We start from the raw sequence: 20900 nt of genomic DNA, 5'->3' as shown, positions 1-20900 counted from the left end.
TTCCGACTTGCGATGCAAGGGGGCGTCGAGGCATCAAACCACACTTGAAAATACCACATATTTTCAGATGTTTGTCGCGTCAAACTGAGTTCTCTTGACATTCCATGTCAAGAATTTCAGAATGCGGTTCCAGAAAATGTGGAATGGCCATGTCGACTCAACGCCCCCCCAAAACCGAAAACGTTGCTGCCGTGCTCAAGGTCTTCTCGGTCCTTGAAACACTAGTCCAAGAGAAGCGTGCCGGGCTGGCAGAGCTCGCTCAGGGTGCCATGACCTCCAAGACCACCGCCCACAGGTTGCTGCAGACGATGGTCGACCTGGGGTATGTCGAACAAGAGCCTGAGACCGAGAAATACCTTCTCACGCTGAAACTCTTCAGCCTCGGCGCGCGCTCGCTCCAGGGACAGGCAGACATCCTGCGCGTGGCGGACCCGGTGATGGGCAAACTCAGCCGGGCGACAGGCGAGTCTATCAATCTCGGCGTGCTGGATGGGCACGAGAATTTCGTCACTTACATCCACAAGTTCGATTCCGCCTACAGCCTCGCCATGCAATCGACGCTTGGTTACCGGAATCCTCTGCACAGCACCTCGCTGGGTAAAGCCCTACTGGCATGGCGAGATGAGTTCGAGATCGAGGATCGGTTGAGGACGATGCAGTTCGTCAAGCTTGCCCCAAATACGATCACCGACCCTGACACGCTGCAGGCACAGCTTCAGACGGTCCGTGCGCAGGGATACGCCGAGGAGATTGAAGAGAGCGAAGCAGGCGTTCGCTGCATGGCGACGCCGATCCTCGATCACCTCGGGCGCTCCGTCGCGGCGATCAGCATCTCCTTCCCATTGTTCCGGTTCGAGGAAAGCAAAAAGCCGGAATACACGACGCTCCTGAGAGAATGCGGCGACGAGGCGTCGAGAGCACTCGGTTATTCGGGGGGCACGCTTGGCGCCGGACAAGACACTTCGTCGACGCAAGGCGTGGCCACGAGCGATGGAAACCAACCGTTGTGAAACCTCGGGCAGCCGTGCCTCCATAGCGAACGAGCTGGACCCGATGACGTCCCAACAAATCGCGAAGTCGCTGGCTCGTGAAATCTTGCAGTCTTCGGTGAAGAAACTTGCCGGCAAGTCCGGGAACAGCGCGCGAGCAGACGTCTAACAGCAGCTGAAACGGCACACGGTCCCTCCGCCTGGCAAGGGTCACGGGCCACTACCTGCGCGAAGGCGGCGCCCCGGTTGCGACCGGCGCCGGTCACCACTTCCCGGCCGGCAGCTCCGCCTCACCTGACCTCTTCATCCGCCCGACCGGCGAGGTCGAGGTTCTGTGGGCAGGCGGTTGCGCCGTGCTCTACGCGCCGAACAGGCGCCGCATCCAGGCAGGGTCGTCCTGCACGGATGCTCTACTCTCAGCATCCGATGCCAGGATCGAGCGGCTGCAATAATCGCACGTCCATACCGGCCTGCCACCGCTGAGCCCTCCCCGCGCTGGCCGGTGGCTGCGGCCCTACGAAGTGGCGCGGACAGATTGGGTACGAAAGCAGGACGCGGTCGCAGGACATGTGCGCGAAAAGGTCGAGAAAAACGCAATACAATCGGCTCAAACTGGATTGGCGGGGACCGATACAGGATAGTTGGCAGTCTTGAATAGCTATAGATTTCAATGACACAGCCGGCGGCTGGGGAATTCCAGGTTGCGGGTATCCGGTGGCCACCTCGGCTCTCGATACCGGTCGATTGATACAATGAGGGAAATGATGAAACTCAGGCTTATTGCGCTGCTCGGCGTTGGCGCGGTCCTTGCGGGGTGCATGGAAACATCCGGCATTGCCACGCCGACGGCAACTGCTTCCGGTTAGGATTACGGCGGAGATGTCGTGTCGGTTGCGCTTCGGACCCGTGATGATGGCAATCAGGTCGCCACGCTATCTGCCGGGCTCGACTACACCTGTACCGCCGTCTACGACGAGACGCCCTCGGCCGTTGGATCCGAACTCTCGCACATCACATGCACCGACGGGTCAAGCGGAAACGCGACGCTGCGCTACGGCTCCTCTGCGCAACCCATACAATACGTGTACAGCCTCGGCGCCGAAAAAGGTGGCTCGCTCCGGTTCTGACGGTCTGGCGGGTCCGGTGGCGTCGGACCCGCACTTGAACGTGCGCGGCCAGCTTGCCTGCCCACAGGGAATGGGGACACACTCCAAGGGCATTCACTTCACCAGTTGACTGCCACACTTTGCGATCAGACTTCTTGCAGTACGAGGAACAGGGAATGAAGATCAAACCGCGTTTGGCCACGGCGGCCATCGTCTATGTCATCTATACCCTTGTCATATTCGGCACCTGGTTCGCGACGGATGCGAATTACCTGACGCTCACCGACCCCGACCGCATTGCCACCACGACAGTCCTACCGCTCTTCTTCGGAGCGATCTTTCTCGCCGCAACTCTGTCCTATCTGGGCTGGTGGCGCCCGGTCATGACCGAAGACAGGCGCGGCGGGCCGGGATGGACGCTCTGGGGAATCCTCGTCGTCACGGGCGGCTTCATCCTACTCAACCTGACCGCTGCGGATTGGAGCCAGATCGCCGCAACGCATCTGACATTCCTGTTCCTCGCCGCTATTCTGGTTGGCTTCAACGAAGAGGCACTTACACGCGGCGTTCTCGTGGTCGGCGGGCGCGGCTCGACGCAGAGCGAGACACTGGTCTGGTTCGTCTCCAGCCTGCTTTTCGGCCTGATGCACCTGCCGAACGCCCTGTTCGGCCTGCCGCCTTTCGCAGCCGTAGCACAGGTGGGCTTCGCCTTCCTCGCGGGCAGCGGGTTCTACCTGCTCCGGCGTCTCAGCGGCACGATCCTGTTGCCGATGTTCGTGCACGCGGCCTGGGACTTCTCGACCTTCTCAAAGGCTGCGTCCGGCGCCGAGGGATCATCTCTGATCACCTTGTTCCAATTCGGGACCTATATCGTCTCAATTATCCTCGTCATCCTCGTGCTGCGTCGCGACCGAGGATCGCCCAATTCGAGAAGGCCGTGATGACGGCCCCCCTGCACTCCCGCACTGGCCTTCCAGGTTTTCAGCCATCCGGAGATACTCCCATGATATCCGCATCGCGACGCGCTCTGATCGTACTTGCCGCCATGCTCTTTCCAGCCGCTTCTGTCGCGCAGGAGCCTGAGATGAAGCCAGAGGATAAGGAACGGTTGGAATCGCTGACCGCTTTCCTCGCCAAGTCTGAGGAGTTTCTGCCCACGGTGAACCTTTTTGAAACCGAGGCCCTGCCCGTCACGATCCCCTACCGCGATGTCCTGGCACATATCGTCGTGGACATCTCCCTTGGCGATGGACCGGCGCTGCCCTTCATGTTCGACACCGGCGCCCCGACAATCGTGACCGACGCCCTCGCAGAGGAACATGGCGGCGAAGTGCTGGTGGAGATGGCCAGCATCGCCGGCGGAGGCACGATCATGTGGAGCCCTCTGCTGCTCGTCCCCGGGGCGACATTTGGCGGCAATGTCCCGATCAGAAACGTGACCGCGCAATCCGGATGGACCGCGCCGGGCGGGCTCAGCTGCATTTCCCCGCACGGGCTCTTCGGCGCGCCGGCCATGCGCAACGCTGTCTGGCAGGTGGACTACGGTGAAAAGGAAATCACCGTGGCCGCCTCGATCGACCAACTTGATCATATCGAGGGCGCGATTGAACTGCCGTTCCACACCAGGCCAGGCACGCTTTCCCCCTCGCCTCAGGTCATGTTGAAAGTCGGCGGGCAAGAGCTCGAATTCCTCGTCGATACCGGCGGCGGCATCCCTCTGACAATCAATAGCGCCGATTTCGAAGAGGCGGGGCTGACGCTCCCCGATGGCGCCCCAGTCACGGCGAATATCGCCGGCGGCGCGGCCGGGGCATTCGAGAGCCGGCTAACGTCTATCCAACTCCCGGTGTCCATCGGCGGCACCGAAATCACGACAACCGTTTTCGTCGGCGACGGCATGGCGCCACTTACGGCGGGCAATATGGGCCACTTGTTCCTGCAGAATTTCGTCGTCACCTTCGATTGGTCGACCGAGACAATGTATCTTGACCCGCTCGCCAAAGATCGCAGCGTGCCAGTACTCGCCGATGTTCCTGCCGCCGGTGTCGGCCCGCAACCGGACGGGTCAATCTCGGTAACGTCTCTGGCGGTCGGCGGGCGTGCCGATACCGCCGGCCTAACCCTTGGCGAAACAGTTGTGGCGATCAACGGTCAGGACATGACGGCTGCTGGCATCGAGGTTTATTGCGCGCTGGCTGAAGCGGGCGTCCAGACAATCACGACAGAAGGCGGAGAGACCTACGATGTGAGCGACATCGAAGGATTCCTTCTGGTAGAGTAACGCCAACGCGTCTGAAGTCTCCCGCCGACCCAACGGAACAGGACATTCCAGTGACCCCCGACCAGATCTTTGCCCTTGTCGCCGCGCTCATCGCGGGCGAGCCCGAGACGTCGAATTTCCCGAACCTGACCGATGGCAGCGCAGATTCGTCCTATGCACTGGAAATCGCACCCTGTGCGCGCCCGGTCGCGCCAGCCGAGATCGAGGGCGAGACGGTGATCTGCGGTACGCTCGAAGTGCCCGAGGACCACGAGGTTCCGGGCGGTCGGAAGATGAATCTCAGCTGGATCGTCTACAAGTCGCATTCGCTGGCCCCTGCTCCGGACCCGGTAATCTATCTGCATGGCGGGCCTGGCGGTGGCGCGGTTCGATCGGTCGCCGCCGTCAGCGGCTTTTTCGATCACCTTCGCCAACGACGCGACCTGATCACCTTCGATCAGCGCGGTGTGGATGCAAGCGCGCCCGACATGGATTGCTTCAATACCGTTGCCGACAGCCTCGGCGATGCAGTCGATAGCCTTGGCGGCAAGGAGGTGCCGGAGCTCCAATTGGAATTCGTTCGCGGCTGCGTGGAAGAAATCCAGAGCCGAGGCATCGACATCACGAAGATGAACACGACACAGAACGCTCTGGATGTGGGCGCGCTTATGTCGGCGCTCGGGTACCCGGAATACAATATCTACGGCGTCTCCTACGGCACAAAGCTGACGCTGGAGGCGCTGCGCCAGAAGGTCCCCAACATCCGCGCGGTGATCCTCGACGGGGTCGCCCCGCCGCAGGTGCATCTCTATGACCAACTCATCACGCCGCATACGCTGGCAATCGAGAACACCTTCGCTCCCTGCGAGGCGGACCCCACCTGCTCGGAGGCCTTTCCGGGTATCACCGACCGGTACTTCGCGCTGATGGAAGAACTGGTGGAAAACCCGCTGGAGGTGGCCGGTGACCCGTTCGGGGCGATGGAATTGCTCGGCGTGCTGGATGACAGGAACAAGCGCCGCAGCCAGAACCCGGCGAAACTCTCCACCTATGCGCCACTTATGGTGAGTCAGCTGGAAGAGGGCGACACGACGATCCTGTCGCAGATCCTTTCCGGCCAGCTTCCGCCCTCCAGAACGGCGGAGACGCTGCTTGCGCAGGCGCAAGCGGCCGGCCTTTCGGGCGACGAGATGACGTTGGTCAACGCGGCGCTGACCGCAGCGAAAACGATAGACGTCAATACCAACATGGCCCGCGGCGCGATCACACAGCTTGAGAGCGACATCGCGGACGATACAGCCAATGTCGGGCTTGCAGAGTATTTCGACGATGCGTTGGAGGCCGCGATCAAGGCCCTGCCGGATCGCGAAGCCCGCATTGCCGTGGGTGGCGACTACCTTCGGCTTCGCTTTGCGGAGCCAGATGCACAGGGGCTTCTCGGCCTGATCGCCGCGCATTTTTCCGGTGAACCCGCCAACCGGCTGAGCACGCTGGCGTTGGCGATGGATATGGCGGATCTGGTGCGGGTGTACGCATTGATCGGCGAGGACAATCAGGCGCTCGAAGACGCGGTCGAAGGGGAGTTCGAGGCGATGGTCTATGCCTGCCAGGAGGATTTCGTCGACGGTTTCAACTCCGAGGCAGGCCTTACCGCCGAGAACGCGCGGTTGCCGTTCGGTCCGAAGATGCAAGAGATCCTAAAGGCCGAGATCCCGGTCTTCTTCGAGGCTTGCAAGGAGGTCTTCACACCCGTGCCGCGCGAAAACTGGCTGGAGCCGGTGGAAAGCGACCTGCCGGTGTTGGCGATGAATGGCGAGATCGACACCCAGACGGCCTATTCCTGGGGCGCAATCGCAACCGAGACACTGAGCAACGGGCAGAATCTCGTTTTACCGGAATCCGGCCATGGCACCATCCTGTTCAGCCAATGCGCTCGCGACATCACGGAGGCCTTCATCGAGAACCCGGACGGGAAACTTGACACCTCCTGCATCGCCGACCTGCGCCCGCCAGTAATGCTGCCGGACGGAACCCTCCATCCACTTCCGCTATAGAAAATGCCGGTTTCGGTTGAGATCCGTGTGGCGAGCGTCCCCGTCCGCGGATTACCGGCTCCAGTGCGGACGCAATCGACCCGACGCCTCCTTGAGTGAGTGCCTTCTCGGCACGTTATTCCGCGCGAGAGGACAGGAATCGACCGCCTGAGTCGATGCCGGCCACGGCTCGGAAACCGCCACGCTCGGCAGCAGGTTGGGTCCAATCCGTTGAGAGCGTACCGGGGTTACGCAACCAGAAGGCGCAACAGGTCACCCCGGCAATGTTTGCCGCTTCACATTCCTGACCGAGCGATCGCTGATCTTCCTGATTGGATACGCCGACACCGATCCGCACGCGTACCGAGTGGAGGCGCTATTGGAATCGTCTCTCATCCGCCAATCCAGAGCGAGGTCATTATGTTCGGCCCAGTTGGTTCCCCTGGGACGCGACCGCGTCAGGCAAGATCCAGAGCCGCGAGCCATGATTCAACCTCGTCCCGGCTGCCGATCGTTTCATTGACGATGCCGTCCACCATGACAGTTGGCGAGGCGTGGATACCGTTCTGCCGCGCATAGCGCGTGTGCATCTTCAGTAGCGTCGTCGCGGACTGGCTTTCGAAAGCGCCGCGCAGCTCCACGCCGGCGTATCGCTCGATCCGTTTCAACATGGACGACAACGAAACCTCCATGTTGGGTCCGTGACTGTGCTCGGTCGCGACGAATTCCTCCCGGTTCTGGTAAATCGCCGCGAGAACCCGCCACGCTGCATCGCGACCGTCTGGCAACAACGACGCCGCAAGCACAGCGCGGCTGGCGGTTCCGGAAAACAGGTGCCAGGGCTGAGAGTGAATAATGAGACGAACCGAGAGCTGGTCCTCCCCTGCCCTGGCGAGCAAGGGTTTGAGCTTTCCGAACGCCCGGCCACAGTGCGGACAGGTCGGTTCGAGAAACCACTCGCTTAGCTTCTCCCCATGCCCCCACGTCACGGAGTCCCAGAAACTTCCATTTACCATGTGAACTCCCGACCTAACCTCGTGACCGCAATGCGCCCCGTCGCCTCCGGACCCGCCGAACTGCACGCGACCTCACGGCTTCCGGCCCCAGAACGCTTCCAGGCCGCGCCATTCGAAATGATCGGTATCGCTCAACATGGAACCGAACGCTTCTTCGAGATCCTCATGGCTGTAATAGGGACGCTCGTCCAACGTGCGGCCCATACCGGAAAAGATCTTGTCGAAGAGATGTTGAATGTGCAGGTCCGTCTTAATCTTGAACGGCAACTCCCTGTTGACCATGAAGATCTCGGCCATGACAAGCCGTCGGCCCGGTTTGAGAAGCCGCAGCATTTCGCGGCCGGCTTCGGTCCAGTCCTCGGCGTGTTCGATGCCCTGAAGGTTCAGAACGACATCGAAATCCTCGTCGTCGAGGTGGCCGAAAAAGTCGTAGGGAAATGTACCGATAATCCCGTTCTTGCCCCGGTACTCGGCAATCTGCATGTCGCGTGCATGTTGCTGGAAATCGATCGGAACCACCTCCCCTGATGGCCCAACCAGTCGATTCACATCGTCGATGAATCCGCAGCTTTCCAATGACTCGCCGAACAACAGGACCCTGTGTCCCGGCTCGATTTCCGCGATTCGGTAAATCTCATCCAGCATCGGTCGCGCGATCCGCCACATGTACGGCAACCCACCCGTCATGATCGCCCGACACCAACGCGCACGCTCTTTTGGATCGAAGATGTCCTGCCCGAAGCGATCCGCATCGAATTGCTGCATGAGATCCCACGGCGAGACCTTTTGTCCGTCTATTTCCAACATCCTTGTCCGTTCCCGTTCATTACACGAGGGGCATGTCAGCGCTTTGGCGTCCTGCCCCAGAACACCTCCAGCCCGCACCACTCGAATTCCGCCATGTCTTCAAGACGGTCCGCGAAGGCGCGCCTCAATTCTGCTGGGGCACAGTGCGGGAAATCCTCCAGGCTTCTCCCGAGACCGGCCATGATCTTTGCTATCAAGTGGTCCAGACACAGGTCCTGGCTGATCTTGAAGACCTGCTCTGGCCCACCAAGCGTGATCCCGGCCATTACCAGCGGTCTGCCCGGCTTCAGAATCCGCACGAACTCCGCAGCGGCCTCAGACCAGTTGTCGGCGTGACTGACACCCTGCAGGTTCAGGACCGCATCGAAACTGTTGTCCGGCAAATCCGTGCAATAGTCGTATCTGAACGTTCCCCGCTTACCGTCACGGCCAATTGCCCCGTCTTGCACGGCCTTTCGACAGTCGCTCTGAATGTCGATGACCATCAGTTCGCCCGACGGTCCGATCCGTGCGCGAATGGCATCGACGAAACCGCATTCCTCCAACGCTTCGCCAATCAGAAATACGCGGGAGCCTGCTCGCAGGTCGCAAAGCTCATAGATCATGTCGAGCACGACATTTGCCTTGCGCCACATGTACGGCAGCCCGCCGAAGAAGAAGGCGTTGGCCCAATTCTCCCGCTCCTCGGCGTTCGACACATCCGCACCGAGACGCGCCGCTACCGAAGGTTGCATGTTGTCCCAAGGGGAACTCGCCCGTGGGAGCGGTTTTTCCAGATCGACGCGTATCTTGCCCATTTGGCCCTTTCCGATGTGCCGGCGCTTTTTGTCGGTTCCGGAGACAGTGGCGCCCCGGTTCCGGCCCGGCGGCTGTCCACCGCCGGACCGGACTTTCCGATGCGATCGTGCGGTTGCCCTAGCTGCCGAGGCCGAGCGCACCTATCATCTCCGCCCACCCCGCGGTGTCTTCGGTGAAGAAGGTCTTCGTATCGTCAAGGCTGCGCGCCTCCATCATCACGCCGGCCTGTTCGAACTTCGCAATGACGTCGGGGTCAGTGAGCATGTCGTTGACTGCCGCGTTCAAAGCTTCCTGAATGGCCGGTTCCGTCCCTGCCGGCACAAAAAGCCCGACCCAGGAGGAGGCCACGAAGCCGTCAAAGCCCTGCTCGACGAAAGTCTTGGTATCGGGCAAAGCGCCAATGGGCTGTGGGGCGGCGATGGCGATGCCGTTCAGCAGACCCTCGCGTATTACCGGATAGACCGAATTCGACGATCCGATCAGTTGAACCTCTCCCGCGATGGCCGCCTGCCGCGCTTTGGAGCCACCCTTGTAGCCAACTTCAAGCACGTTATCCAAACCCGCGAGTTTGGTCAGGAAATACGACATCGCAACTTGCGATCCCGTACCGACTCCCGCGATTCCGAGAGAGACCGTGTCCTGCTCCTTGGCCCATGCGAGCAATTCCTCGACGTTGCTCGCCGGGACGGAGGGATGCGCCGCAAGTGTTTCCGCAGACGACACCGGGATCGCGACCGGCGTTATGTCTTCGATGGAATACTCGAGCGGCTTACCGAGCGATTGAGAGAGCCCGAGGCTCGACGTTGTGACCAGCACCGTATAGCCATCGGCCTCCGAGGCGGCGACACTCGCAGCCGCGATATTTCCGCTGGCACCGCTCTTGTTTTCAACGACAACCGGTTGCCCGAGACGATCACTCACCCCCTGTGCCAAGATACGTCCCATCGTATCGGCAAACCCGCCCGCGGAGTAGCCGACCACGAAATTGATCGGCTTGTCCGGGTAATCTTGCGCGTGGACCGGCGAGGTGACTGCCGCCGCGACGATCGCGGCGATCACGGTCCTTGCCGCGCCGCAACTCTTGAGTACTTTCATTGATGATCCTCCCCTCGTTGTTTCGGTCGGTATCTTCGGATGCGTCTCCAAGGATCCAAAGATCCCCGGCTTTCGTGCGCGTCTGACACGGTAGCCGAGTGACCAAATCTGGTCGCACTATCTTGGGGAAACGCTCGCTTCGTGATCCAATCGGATATGAGCCGGGCAGATAAGATGTGTGTTGCGCCTGCCCGCGTGGCCGTGGAGTCCTGCTAGCGTTCGGAGAACGGTTTTGCACTTGCACCACAAATTCAATAGACGGCCCAAGAAGACATGGACCAGAACACGCGAAAGAAATTGCCGGCAGGCAGAAACTCCGGGGCGCCGCCGCTGACCAGGATCGCCGTTCCAGCGGTTTCCTTCGCTCAGCACCCGGGACTCGTGGAACGTTTGCTGGAACTCTATCCACAGTCGAAAATCAACTTCGAAGGCGATGTCCACTACAAGACCGAAGACGACACGATCGCATACCTGCAGGGTTGCGATGCCGCGATAATCTCGTTCGAAAAGATCAACGATCGTGTGCTTTCCGCTCTTCCGGACCTGCGTGTCGTCTCCAAGCTCGGCGTAGGTCTAGACGGTATCGATCCGCAGGCGATGCGCCGAAATGGCGTTCGCCTTGGATGGACGCCAGGTGTGAACAAGTGCGCCGTTGCGGAACTCGCCATCGGTCTCGCCATCGCTGCCCTTCGTCAGGTCGTAACCTGCAATGTCGAGATTCGCGCAGGCAAGCGCCTTCTTACACGCCTCGGTCGCCAACTCAGCGGCCGCACGGTCGGCGTGCATGGCGTTGGCGAAATCGGAACCGAGTTCATTCGCCTGCTGCAACCTTTCGGGTGCCGGGTACTTGGGTGCGACACCAAGGATCGAAGCGAAATATACGAACGGTTTGGCGTCGAGGCCGTGGAGCCTGCAGAACTCTATGCCCGCTCCGAAGTCCTCTCGATCCACCTCAGCAAGAACGCCCGAACACAACAGCTGTATGATTCTGACGCCCTGCGTGCCTTGCGGCCGGATTGCGTCCTCATCAATACCGCACGGGGCGGCATCGTCGACGAAGCTGCACTTTACCGCGCCCTGACCGAAGGTTGGATCAGCGCAGCGGCATTCGATGTGTTCGACGAAGAACCGCCGACCGACGACCGGTTGCTGCGGCTTCCGAATATGATCGCCACACCACATGTTGGCGCGAGTTCCGTCGAGGCGCGTTGGGAAATGGGCGTTACCGCGATTCAAGGTCTCACGGACAATTTCATCCCGGTGCCAGGAAGGTACCCATTCGAATTCTATTGAGTCCGGGTTGATCCTCGTCCCGTTCGCCGTCGTCTGCATATTCGAGCGCGACTTTCCTGAGCTCGCGGATGAACAGCTTCTGCGTCTGGCTCGGCTCCCAATCGGATCGCGTCACTATTCCTATGGTTCGCGACGCTTCGTCCAACTCGATGGGTAAAACGGTCAACAAACCGGCTTCCTCCTCGAACCTGATCTGGCGGCGCGAAATGAGCGCGACACGGTCGCTCCCACTCAGGATGGAGCGGAGTGATGCATGCGAACTGACCTCGAGGAGTCGTTTCGGTTCGGCAAGTGCGCGTCGCCGGAATGCCCTGTGAAACAAGGCTCGCGTCGGCGTTCCGGGGCGGGGAAGGACCCAGGCGTACCCGATCGTGTCCGACAGCGACGGCGCCGTCAGCCGCGTCAGTGGATGACCTCGGCGCACCACCACGTGGAGCTGGTCGTCGAATAGCGGATACTGAACGATCCCCTCGCATGATGGCGGGCTTCGAAGCGCGCCGACGATCATATCGAGATCGCCATCCAGCAGCCAGGACAGCTGATGCTGGTAAGATCCTTCGACAATGCGCACACTGAGGTCCGGATATTGGTCAAGAAGCCGCATCATGGCGAGCGGCACCACCTCTACCAACGAAAGCGGCAGCGATCCGATCATCATGCGTCCGACTTTCTGTCCGTCGAAGTGCTCGATCTCCTCCTGGGCGTGCTCCAGCTCGCGCAGCGCGAGCTTCGCGCCACGAGCGAGCTGCGCACCCGGATCGGATAACCGAACGCCCGTTGAGGAGCGGACGAAGAGGTTCTCGCCGAATGCCGCCTCGATGCCGCGCATGGTCCGCTGAATGGAAGCCCGAGAGGTTTGCAACGTCTGCGCCGCCAATTCGAGATTCCCGCTGTCCGCCACTTCGATGATAACCCGGATCGAGGCGGCAGTTAGGAAGTGACTGTTGTCACCGGTTGCGCCAGGTGAACTGGCGACCGCTTTGTCGCGCCGTGGGCACCCGCGCGAAAGCTCCGCCAGGGCCCGGTTCACACGCTTCAGGAAGAGTTCGCCAACGTCCGTCAGGAGCATTCCGCTCGGTGTGCGCTCGAAGAAGCTGCGACCGAACTCGGTTTCCAGATTTGCGATGGCCTGCGTGACCGCCGGCTGCGAGAGATACATCTCGACTGCCGCCCTCTTCACGCTCTTGAGACGAGCGGTCAGGCTGAAAGCCCGCAGGTGCCGGGGATTCGGGAACAGAACGCCCCTGATCTCGGTGATGCGTTGCCCCATGCCCTCCTCCCGGCCGGTACCGCGCTGAAAGCGTGCCACATGCGATAGTGCCACGCCAGAGCGTTGTACGAGGAACTCATTCCGTTGTGCGCCCTTGGCGATGTGACTGCCAATCCAACCTCTGCCGCCGCGATTAGTTTTGGGACGCGCGCCTTGTCACTCTCGGGCAACTGGGAACATGCTTCCCGACACAAGGCGGCCAAGCTGGGAGGAACGGCAACGGTATGGCGGATCGAAGCTGGGGGACGACATGATTTCGGTTGATCTTCGAGACCTCGTCGGCGGCATCGCCGTCGCGATGGTCGGCGGGGCCTTCTTCCTGGCGGCCCGGAACCTTCCGGAAGCACCTGCTGGCCAGATCGGTCCGGGTTTCGTTCCCGCTGCCGTCGGCCTTGTAGCGCTCGGTCTCGGACTTATCATCGCACTCCGTGCATTCCGCACCTCCGCACGGTTTCCAGATGTCGAACTCCGCCCGGTTTTTGCAGTATTTGCAGCGGTCGCGACTTTCGGCCTTCTCGTCAAATCGACGGGCCTGGCACCGGCCCTGATCGGAACGACAACTATCGCCGCGATGGGGTCGGCCAGGAGCCGTCCATTGGCCGTTGCCGGCCTCGCCATCGCCGTTGCCATCGGTTGCTGGCTGATCTTCATCGTGGCGCTCGGACTTCCGGTACAAGCCTTAAGGAACCCTTTCTGATGGAGGAGATCCTCAACGGCCTCGCAATCTCGGTAAGCCTGGGGAACATTGCCTACTGCTTTTTCGGTGTACTGGTCGGAACCGCCGTCGGCGTGCTGCCGGGCATAGGCTCCCTTGCCGCGATCTCGATGCTTCTTCCGATAACGTTTTATCTCGATCCGACAACGGCGATCATCATGCTGGCCGGTGTCTACTACGGGGCGGAATACGGAGGATCGACCGCCTCCATCCTGCTCAACCTTCCCGGCACCCCCTCGAACGCCGTGACCTGCCTCGACGGCTATCCAATGGCGCAGAATGGACGCGCAGGGGTCGCGCTCTTCATGACGACAATCGCCTCCTTCGTGGGCGGCACGCTTGGAATCCTGATCCTGGTCGCCGCGACCCCGATCTTCCTCGAGTTTGCTCTGATGTTCAAAAGCAAGGAGTATTTCGTCGCTCTCTTGCTGGGCCTCATCATGGCAGCAACGGTAAGCCCGGGCAGCGCGCTCAAGGGTCTGGCGTCGTTGGCTCTCGGCATTCTGTTCGGCCTGGTCGGTGCCGATGTACAGAGCGGCATCCCGCGCTTCACCTTCGGGCGCATGGAGTTTTTCGACGGCATCAGCATCGTGATCGTCGCCATGGGCCTTTTCGGTGTCGCCGAACTCATCTGGTCGATCACCTCTAACAGTGCGCCCATGATCCGGGATCGGATCACCATGCGGTCCCTGTTGCCCGCACGCGAAGACATGCGAAAATCCGCTTTTCCCATGTTGCGGGGCACGGCCGTCGGAAGTGTCGTCGGCCCATTGCCTGGCGCCGGCCTCGCACTCGCTTCGTTCTTCGCATACGTGATCGAAAAACGAGTCTCGCGCTATCCGAAGCGGTTCGGGACCGGGATCGTCGAGGGGATAGCCGGGCCGGAAGCGGCGAACAATGCTGCTGCTCAAACGGCCTTCATTCCAACGTTCGCCTTGGGTATCCCGGGCACGACGACGACGGCGATCCTGCTCGGAGCAATGATGCTGCACGGGATCGCGCCGGGGCCTCAGTTCATGCGCGAGAATCTCGACATGTTCTGGGCAATCGTCTCCAGCTTCTGGATCGGAAATCTCTTCCTGCTGGTCCTGAACATTCCCTTCATCGGCGTCTGGGTCTCTCTCCTGAAGATCCCCTACCACCTGCTCTATCCGGTCATCATCTGCATGATCTGCATCGGGGTCTACTCCCTGAACTCAAGCGTGTTCGACATCGGCGTTCTGCTTGGCTTCGGGCTCATCGGCTACTTCATGCGGCTACTTGATATCTCGCCCGCTCCAATGCTGATGGGCTTTGTGCTGGGCCCGCTGCTGGAAGAGAACTTCCGCCGCGCAATGCTCCTCGCGAAGGGTGATTTCCTGAGCCTCTTCAGCGGCCCCATCAATCTCACCATGCTCGGTCTCTTCGTGCTGGTGCTGGGCTGGACGAGCCTTGGCCGCCGGCGCGGTGATGCACGGCAACCGCTGGAAGAATAGCCGGACCGGACGGGGCACGATCAACGCGTCCCCCTCGACAACGCCCAACGCTATAAAACCGCGTGCACCGAGCTATTCGAATGTCGCCTCGGCCCGCATCGCCAAGTGACCGTCTGGTCTGCAGGCCCAGGCGGTTGTGTGGCCGTCTTCGCGATTGAGAAAAATGCCGAAAGAGGCCGTGTCGAAGAGCGGGCTCACAGCGCGGTACTTGAATGTCGACATGCGTCCGGAGGACCGTCGTCTGGCGAATTCCGCGAGGAATGTTGCCGTGAGCGGGCCGTGGAACACGAGGTCGGGATATCCTTCGACGTTGCGGGCGTACTCCCGGTCATAGTGAATGCGATGACCGTTGAAGGTCAGCGCAGAATAGCGGAACAGCATGACGATGGACGGGGTAATCGTCTCGCGATCTGTGAAATCCTGTGGCGCGGGAACGGGCGCGGGCAGTGGCTGGTCGGGCGCCGGGTCCTCGCGGTAGACGATGTCATGTTCCTCGCGCCAGATTGTTTGGTCGTCGCGTACGTAGCGATGCTCGACCGTCACGAAGCACAAGGCTCCGGTTCGTCCGGACTTCGTGGCAACGTTGAGGATTCTCGACTGCTTCAGGATGTCGTCGCCAATGCGCAGATCATCGGCGAATTCAAACCTGCCTCCCGCCCACATCCGTCGCGGAAGCCGCACCGGTGGCAAGAAACCACCCTTCTTTGGGTGACCATCGCGGCCCAATGCGTCAAGTGGCTGTGGGGAATGGAAGTAGAGCCAGTTCCATAGGGGCGGAAGCGCATCTCCCGTCGCAAGCTCTCCGCCGACCGGAAGAATGCTCTGCATCAGATTGGCTGGGCGCGGATCGAGCGTGTCTCTTTCCGTTGCCGTGCGACCTATCCAGTCTTCGAGGGCGGGGCTTTTTTCGATACCACTCATGTCTCTTTGGGCGCTTAAGGGCGTTTGGGGTTTAGATTTCTGGGAGCGCCAAGGCCCCCAAGTTCCAAGGCTCCGCCCCGGCTCAGTACTGTGAAGGGCGGCGCAACTATTCGATAGGTGAAACGTCCCTTCTACACCCCGCGCACATTTTCGACGAATCCCTATCATCGAAAATACTGTCTGGGAATGCGGGTGCCTGCCGCGTTTCAAAGTCCCGGATGGCGCGGAGGGAGACGAATACGCACTAGCCCCACGACCAGTGCGGGCGCCATACTGCCGATTTTGGGCGCCGGATTAGTGGGGGGCTGTCTGTCTGCCCGAATGGCCAACCAACGCCCCTCTCTCTCAAAGTCCGCCACGCTACGTTCCCGTACAATGCCATTTGTTGGCTCGGAACCGATCGATGCGGTCGGCTTCCGACCGCCCGCGGTGTTTCGCTGGATTTCTTTCGGTTTCCAATGCCGTATGCTTCTCTCGCGATTTGGATGTGCCGTACAAACGCACCACGGACGATCTCGCGGCGTACGAAAGAGAATTCGAGCGGGGTCACGTCATGTCATCAAATGGCGCGATCCAATCTCCCACAAAAGAATATCCAGTTGTCTTGGCATGGCCTGTGTCTTGACAGCCATGTCGCACGCGTCGCGTTTGTCTTTTGTCGCCGTAGTGTTGGCTCGCCGACGGTTGTGTGGCTGAAGCCGCCCCGGTACCGGCTTGAGGTCCTCTCTGCCTCAGGAGACGAGATGTTCCCGCCGATAGCGGATTTGGAACGACTATGGACGCTCAAGCACATAGTCCGGAGCGATCCCGGTGCGCGCAACGGCGGCCGGCACAGACTTGCCTGCAAGGAAGCCGTAGCCTGCGACAAGCGCAGAGGCGATACCCGCGTTTCGCGCGCCCAGAATATCGGTGTGCAAGCTGTCGCCGACCATGATCGTGCGGCATTTGTCCAGCCCGTCGCCGAGGCGCGCGAAACTCTCCTCAAAGATGCCGGGAAACGGCTTTCCAAAAAAACGGGGCCTGACAGCGACCCTGTCTGCGAGACGGTGCGCAAAGAAACCGGGTTCAACCGAAAAACCGTAGTGACGTGGGGCAACGATGTCGGGATTGCCGACCCACACAGGGCGCGAGCGCTTTTGCAGGGCCGCCTCCAAAAGCGCCTGGCGGTTCTCTGTCCAGCCAGCACTTCCGAGCATGAGAAAGCCGTCTACCGCCTCATATTCTGCCGGCCTATCTTCGAGATAGACGGCGTCCAACCAATCCAAGTCACCGTCTTGCAGCGCGGCATCCGCCATCACGCCCCATCTGCGCCGCACCTCGCCACGTAAAGCAGAGATGAGAACGTCCCGGCTGGACACCACGTCTTCGGCATTGAAACGGAACCCCAGCCGCTCGTACTTGCGGACCAGCGCGGCGCTCGGGACCGAGGCCGCATTCGTCAGCACCATGGCACGTTTGCCCGACGCCTGAATCGCGGCGATCCGGTCCGCCGCCCCTGGAATGGCTTCGTCCCCGATATTGAGAACGCCAAAGGCATCGAGGAGGAAGACGTCGTATGCATCCAGAAGCTGCGAGAGATTGGCGCATCCATGACAATCCCCGCGTCCTGTGGAAGCAGGAAGCCGGTGCCGGACATCTTCGTAGAAATCGAGCGCCGCGTCTGACGATAGGGTCTTCAAATGATCGCGCCCCGAACCTTCGCCGACACCCATTCGCCCAGCACCACCGCGGCGAGGATCACCAGCAGGATCAGGCTCACCTGCGGCCAGGCCAGAACGTTGAGCGAGGCCTGCAGCTGCAAGCCGATCCCCCCTGCCCCGACAAGCCCGAGAACGGTGGACTCACGGATGTTGATGTCCCAGCGGAACACCGCGATCCCGGCAAAGGCCGGCAGGATCTGCGGCACGATCCCGTAGGTCATCACCTGCCAGCGCGAGGCTCCGGTGGCGGTGATCGCCTCCACCTGACTTTCGTCGATCTCCTCAATCGCCTCGTAGAGCAGCTTGGCGCAGAAGCCGACCGAGCGGATCGCGATTGCGATGATGCCGGCAAAGACCCCCGGCCCGATGATCGCGATCAGCAGCAGCGCCCAGATCAGAGAGTTGATCGAACGGGTGGAGACGATGATCAGCAGCGCGATGGGGCGGACGAAAAGCCGCGACGGCGTCGTGTTGCGCGCCGCCATGAAGGCCACCGGCACCGCAATACACAGCGCGATCATCGTTCCGAGCGTGGCAATGTTCAGCGTATCCCAGACCGGGCGGCCGAGCTGCGCGATGTAGTCCCAGCGGGGCGGCGTGGCGCGGGTCCAGATGTCATTTGCAATCCGTGGCGCGTCCCAGACGAAGAACCATGTCGTTGCCTCGGAAATCCGCTGCCAGCAATAGACGAAGACCGCGACGCCGAGCAGCCAGCAGACCCACATGACCAGTGCCTGGCCCTGGGTGCGTTTTCGCCAGACCGCCAAGCCATCTGTATGAGAGACCGGCATCTACTGCACCCGCGCGCGGATCATGCCGGAGAGGTACTCCAGCGCCATGACGATCACGATGATCAGGATCAGGATCGCCGCGGCCGTGTCGTATTCATAGCGGTCGAAGGCGGTGTTGAGTGTCGCCCCGATGCCGCCCGCTCCGACCAACCCGAGGATCGCGCTTTCCCGGAAGTTGATGTCGATCCGGTACATTGAAAGCCCAATAAGCCGTGGCATGACCTGCGGTTGCACGCCGTAGTTGATCCATTGCATCCAGCTTGCCCCGCTTGCCTTGATCGCCTCCGCCTGGACCCGGTCCATCGCCTCGATATCCTCGGCCAGCAGCTTGGAAAGGAAGCCGATGGTGGCGAAGCTGAGCGTCAGGAAACCGGCGAGCGGGCCGAATCCGAAGATCGCCACCAGCAGGATCGCCACGATGATCTCCTGCAGCGCGCGGCTGATTGCGACGATACCGCGGCAGATCAGGTAGACAGGCAGCGGCGCAATGTTGCGCGCCGCGCCGAGGCCGATCGGAATCGATATCGCGATGCCAACAACCGAGGCTGCAACGGTCATGATGATGCTTTCGACCATGCCGTCCCAGATGTCGCCGCCGCGGCTAGTGAAATCGGGGCTGGTGAAGGCCAGCACGAACTGCGCGCCGCGGTCGAGCCCCTCGTAGACCCGCGCCCAGTTGACCTCGACCGTCAAAACGGCAGCGATCATGTAGACGATGAACCCGATCCCGAGCGCCCAACGCAGCCAGGGCCGCTTGATGAAGCGCGGCTTGCGCCAGCGCTGGCCCAGCATGTCGTCAAGCTCGCGATGCGTGTGCAGGGTACCTTCGGCAAATGTCGTCATTGGGCGGCCACCTCTTCGCCCTCTTCCTCGACCTTGCGGATCGTGGCTTCCCAATCCTCCTCGCCGTAGATCGCGGTCAGCACCTCCGGCGTCAGTTTCTCGGGTGCACCGTCGAACTCCATCGCACCGGTGCGCAGGCCGATCACCCGCTGCACGAACATCTGCGCCAGCGCCACGTCGTGGATATTGATAATCGCCGCAAGCCCACGCTCGTCGCACAACTCGCAGATCAGGCGCATGATCTGGCGGCTGGTCTTGGGATCGAGCGAAGCCGTGGGTTCGTCCACCAGCAGAAGCTCCGGATTCTGGATCAGCGCGCGGCAGATGCCGACCCGCTGGCGCTGCCCGCCGGAGAGTTCATCGGCCCGCTTGTCCGCCATCGCGAGCAGACCGACACGGTCCAGCAAACGAAAGGCTTCGTCTACATCCGATTGCGGATAGCGCCGCGTGAGGCTGCGCCAGAAACCGACATAGCCGAGCCGGCCCGAGAGCACGTTTTCCATCACCGTCAGCCGCTCGACCAGAGCATATTCCTGAAAGATCATTCCCATCCGGCGCCGCGCCCGGCGCAACGCGCGCTGGTTCAGCGTCGTCAGTTCCGTTTCGCCCAGCCAGACCTTGCCGCTCGTCGGTTCGACCAGCCGGTTGATACATCGGATAAGGGTCGATTTGCCCGCGCCGGACGGTCCGATCAGTGCCAGCACCTGCCCCTCGGGCACTTCGAGGTCGACGCTCTGCAACGCCTTGTCGCCGGTCTTGTAGGTCTTGGTCAGGCTCTCTAGCCGCAGCATGGCAGCTCCTGTGAATTCAACGTCTTGGGCCAATCGCCCTGTGTTGGGCGGCCCGTGCGGAGCCGCCCATGGGATCACTCATTCACAGGCGTAGCTCACACCGTTCGCTGCGTCGATCTTGCGGATCACGTCCCAGTATTCCTGATAGGTGATAGGAATGAACTGACCTTCGTTCGACTTCGAGAACTCCTCCTCAAGCGACGTACCTTCCCATTCGAAGGAGAAGAACGCATCGCGGATCGCTTCCTGAAGCTCCGGCTTGAGGTTGTAGACTGTACCGTAGCCCGTCGTCGGGAACGTCTGCGACTGATAGAGCGACACCAACTGATCCTCTGTCACGACTTCCCGGCTGATCATCCGGTGCATGACCGAATTGGCAATCGAGGCTGCCATGTAGTCCTTGTTGGCCACGCCGAGGATCGAATTGTCGTGCTTTCCCGAAAACACCGGCTCAAAATCCCGGTCCGGGATCATGTCGTAATCGGCTTTGAGGATCGCCGAGGGCGCCTTGAAACCAGAGTTCGACGTGGGTGATGTAAAGGCAAGCTGCTTGCCCTTGATATCCTCGACCTTCTCGATGCCGGAGCCAGGATAGGTGATGATCTCCATCTCGTAGCCGAAGCTGCCGTCGGTGGCCGCCATGATCGCGAAGGAACGGAAGCCTGCGCAATTGACCGCCAGAGGATTGGAGCCGGTATTGAAGCCCGCTATGTGCAGGCGCCCCGACCGCATCGCCTCGATCTGGGCGGCGTTCGACTGCACGGGAAAGAACATGACCTTCTTGCCGGTCTTTTCTTCCAGATGGACCAGGAAATCCGCCCATGCCGACTTGTAGACCGCCGGATCCTCCACGGGCGTAAAGGCAAACACGAGCGTGTCCGGGTCAATCAGCATCGATTCGTCGGTCGGGATGTCTGCGATCAGGTCGCCGTCCGCATCGCAGAAGCGTTCGTCGAGGTCTCCGCGCGGACAATCCTGCGCGGAGGCCGGCATCCAG

The 20900-nt window shown here is 61.1% G+C and carries 19 protein-coding genes; 8 read left to right on the top strand and 11 right to left on the bottom strand.

Annotated features, from left to right (window positions below):
- Positions 1-149: 149 nt before the first annotated feature.
- The 5 genes from kdgR (at position 150) to ARC39_RS05230 (ending at position 6409) form a co-directional block, all read left to right on the top strand.
- A complete protein-coding gene (gene kdgR, locus ARC39_RS05250; RefSeq protein WP_078059112.1) occupies positions 150-1010 on the top strand; it encodes a DNA-binding transcriptional regulator KdgR in 861 nt (286 codons plus the stop codon).
- Between the two features lie 863 nt (positions 1011-1873).
- A complete protein-coding gene (locus ARC39_RS05245; RefSeq protein WP_068111072.1) occupies positions 1874-2116 on the top strand; it encodes a hypothetical protein in 243 nt (80 codons plus the stop codon).
- Positions 2117-2271: 155 nt separating this feature from the next.
- Positions 2272-3036, top strand: a complete 765-nt coding sequence (locus ARC39_RS05240) for a CPBP family intramembrane glutamic endopeptidase (RefSeq protein WP_068111068.1) — start codon at positions 2272-2274, stop codon at positions 3034-3036.
- A gap of 62 nt (positions 3037-3098) precedes the next feature.
- Positions 3099-4376, top strand: a complete 1278-nt coding sequence (locus ARC39_RS05235; protein WP_068111064.1) for an aspartyl protease family protein — start codon at positions 3099-3101, stop codon at positions 4374-4376.
- A gap of 50 nt (positions 4377-4426) precedes the next feature.
- Complete coding sequence (locus tag ARC39_RS05230; protein WP_068111063.1) at positions 4427-6409, top strand: alpha/beta fold hydrolase; 1983 nt, start codon at positions 4427-4429, stop codon at positions 6407-6409.
- A 437-nt stretch (positions 6410-6846) separates the two neighbouring features.
- On the opposite strand, the gene ARC39_RS05225 is transcribed toward ARC39_RS05230, so the two are convergent.
- From ARC39_RS05225 to ARC39_RS05210, 4 genes are all read right to left on the bottom strand, one after another.
- Positions 6847-7404 (bottom strand): DsbA family protein, encoded by a 558-nt coding sequence (locus ARC39_RS05225; protein ID WP_068111060.1) that lies wholly within the window; start codon positions 7402-7404, stop codon positions 6847-6849.
- A gap of 72 nt (positions 7405-7476) precedes the next feature.
- Complete coding sequence (locus tag ARC39_RS05220; protein ID WP_068111057.1) at positions 7477-8211, bottom strand: methyltransferase domain-containing protein; 735 nt, start codon at positions 8209-8211, stop codon at positions 7477-7479.
- Positions 8212-8246: 35 nt separating this feature from the next.
- On the bottom strand, positions 8247-9008 hold the full coding sequence (locus ARC39_RS05215) for a methyltransferase domain-containing protein (protein WP_068111053.1): 762 nt from the start codon (positions 9006-9008) through the stop codon (positions 8247-8249).
- A gap of 118 nt (positions 9009-9126) precedes the next feature.
- Positions 9127-10104: a Bug family tripartite tricarboxylate transporter substrate binding protein gene (locus tag ARC39_RS05210; RefSeq protein ID WP_068111051.1), complete on the bottom strand. Its 978-nt coding sequence runs from the start codon at positions 10102-10104 to the stop codon at positions 9127-9129.
- Between the two features lie 273 nt (positions 10105-10377).
- Here ARC39_RS05210 and ARC39_RS05205 point away from each other — a divergent pair, with 273 nt between their 5' ends.
- Positions 10378-11397, top strand: a complete 1020-nt coding sequence (locus ARC39_RS05205; protein WP_068111048.1) for an NAD(P)-dependent oxidoreductase — start codon at positions 10378-10380, stop codon at positions 11395-11397.
- Here the strand turns inward: ARC39_RS05205 and ARC39_RS05200 are convergent.
- Positions 11357-12667 carry a LysR family transcriptional regulator gene (locus tag ARC39_RS05200; RefSeq protein WP_068111046.1) on the bottom strand — a complete coding sequence of 437 codons (1311 nt, stop codon included), beginning with the start codon at positions 12665-12667 and terminating at the stop codon, positions 11357-11359. The two genes, ARC39_RS05205 and ARC39_RS05200, sit on opposite strands and share 41 nt — an antisense overlap.
- Before the next feature lie 178 nt (positions 12668-12845).
- Between ARC39_RS05200 and ARC39_RS05195 the strand changes: the two genes are divergently transcribed.
- Complete coding sequence (locus ARC39_RS05195) at positions 12846-13364, top strand: tripartite tricarboxylate transporter TctB family protein (RefSeq protein ID WP_068111043.1); 519 nt, start codon at positions 12846-12848, stop codon at positions 13362-13364.
- Positions 13364-14857, top strand: coding sequence for a tripartite tricarboxylate transporter permease (locus ARC39_RS05190; RefSeq protein ID WP_068111041.1), 1494 nt, complete (start codon positions 13364-13366; stop codon positions 14855-14857). Before ARC39_RS05195 ends, ARC39_RS05190 begins: the two co-directional genes overlap by 1 nt.
- 72 nt (positions 14858-14929) lie before the next feature.
- Here ARC39_RS05190 and ARC39_RS05185 read toward each other — a convergent pair whose 3' ends face one another.
- From ARC39_RS05185 to phnD, 6 genes are all read right to left on the bottom strand, one after another.
- Positions 14930-15778: an HTD2 family dehydratase gene (locus ARC39_RS05185; protein WP_068111039.1), complete on the bottom strand. Its 849-nt coding sequence runs from the start codon at positions 15776-15778 to the stop codon at positions 14930-14932.
- 773 nt (positions 15779-16551) lie between these two features.
- On the bottom strand, positions 16552-17457 hold the full coding sequence (locus tag ARC39_RS05180; protein WP_236545127.1) for an HAD-IIA family hydrolase: 906 nt from the start codon (positions 17455-17457) through the stop codon (positions 16552-16554).
- Positions 17454-18269: a phosphonate ABC transporter, permease protein PhnE gene (gene phnE, locus ARC39_RS05175; RefSeq protein ID WP_068111033.1), complete on the bottom strand. Its 816-nt coding sequence runs from the start codon at positions 18267-18269 to the stop codon at positions 17454-17456. Before phnE (ARC39_RS05175) ends, ARC39_RS05180 begins: the two co-directional genes overlap by 4 nt.
- Positions 18270-19061, bottom strand: a complete 792-nt coding sequence (gene phnE / locus ARC39_RS05170) for a phosphonate ABC transporter, permease protein PhnE (protein ID WP_438273254.1) — start codon at positions 19059-19061, stop codon at positions 18270-18272.
- A 47-nt stretch (positions 19062-19108) separates the two neighbouring features.
- Complete coding sequence (gene phnC / locus ARC39_RS05165) at positions 19109-19903, bottom strand: phosphonate ABC transporter ATP-binding protein (protein ID WP_068111027.1); 795 nt, start codon at positions 19901-19903, stop codon at positions 19109-19111.
- A gap of 78 nt (positions 19904-19981) precedes the next feature.
- The gene (gene phnD / locus ARC39_RS05160) at positions 19982-20896 is read right to left on the bottom strand and encodes a phosphate/phosphite/phosphonate ABC transporter substrate-binding protein (protein WP_438273253.1); all 915 of its coding nucleotides are present in this window, start codon (positions 20894-20896) and stop codon (positions 19982-19984) included.
- Positions 20897-20900: the final 4 nt, after the last annotated feature.

The organism is Tropicimonas marinistellae (assembly GCF_001509585.1).
GTDB classification, from domain to species: domain Bacteria; phylum Pseudomonadota; class Alphaproteobacteria; order Rhodobacterales; family Rhodobacteraceae; genus Tropicimonas; species Tropicimonas marinistellae.
This window is presented reverse-complemented; position numbering and strand designations above follow the sequence as displayed.

Coding starts and splice junctions, on each gene's coding strand:
- phnC (WP_068111027.1), bottom strand. CDS start 19,903: ATGCTGCGGCTAGAGAGCCTGACCAAGACCTACAAGACCGGCGACAAG.
- ARC39_RS05200 (WP_068111046.1), bottom strand. CDS start 12,667: ATGGGGCAACGCATCACCGAGATCAGGGGCGTTCTGTTCCCGAATCCC.
- ARC39_RS05210 (WP_068111051.1), bottom strand. CDS start 10,104: ATGAAAGTACTCAAGAGTTGCGGCGCGGCAAGGACCGTGATCGCCGCG.
- ARC39_RS05205 (WP_068111048.1), top strand. CDS start 10,378: ATGGACCAGAACACGCGAAAGAAATTGCCGGCAGGCAGAAACTCCGGG.
- ARC39_RS05225 (WP_068111060.1), bottom strand. CDS start 7,404: ATGGTAAATGGAAGTTTCTGGGACTCCGTGACGTGGGGGCATGGGGAG.
- ARC39_RS05195 (WP_068111043.1), top strand. CDS start 12,846: ATGCTTCCCGACACAAGGCGGCCAAGCTGGGAGGAACGGCAACGGTAT.
- ARC39_RS05240 (WP_068111068.1), top strand. CDS start 2,272: ATGAAGATCAAACCGCGTTTGGCCACGGCGGCCATCGTCTATGTCATC.
- phnE (WP_068111033.1), bottom strand. CDS start 18,269: ATGCCGGTCTCTCATACAGATGGCTTGGCGGTCTGGCGAAAACGCACC.
- phnE (WP_438273254.1), bottom strand. CDS start 19,061: ATGCTGGGCCAGCGCTGGCGCAAGCCGCGCTTCATCAAGCGGCCCTGG.
- ARC39_RS05185 (WP_068111039.1), bottom strand. CDS start 15,778: ATGAGTGGTATCGAAAAAAGCCCCGCCCTCGAAGACTGGATAGGTCGC.
- ARC39_RS05215 (WP_068111053.1), bottom strand. CDS start 9,008: ATGGGCAAGATACGCGTCGATCTGGAAAAACCGCTCCCACGGGCGAGT.
- ARC39_RS05235 (WP_068111064.1), top strand. CDS start 3,099: ATGATATCCGCATCGCGACGCGCTCTGATCGTACTTGCCGCCATGCTC.
- phnD (WP_438273253.1), bottom strand. CDS start 20,896: ATGCCGGCCTCCGCGCAGGATTGTCCGCGCGGAGACCTCGACGAACGC.
- ARC39_RS05220 (WP_068111057.1), bottom strand. CDS start 8,211: ATGTTGGAAATAGACGGACAAAAGGTCTCGCCGTGGGATCTCATGCAG.
- kdgR (WP_078059112.1), top strand. CDS start 150: ATGTCGACTCAACGCCCCCCCAAAACCGAAAACGTTGCTGCCGTGCTC.
- ARC39_RS05190 (WP_068111041.1), top strand. CDS start 13,364: ATGGAGGAGATCCTCAACGGCCTCGCAATCTCGGTAAGCCTGGGGAAC.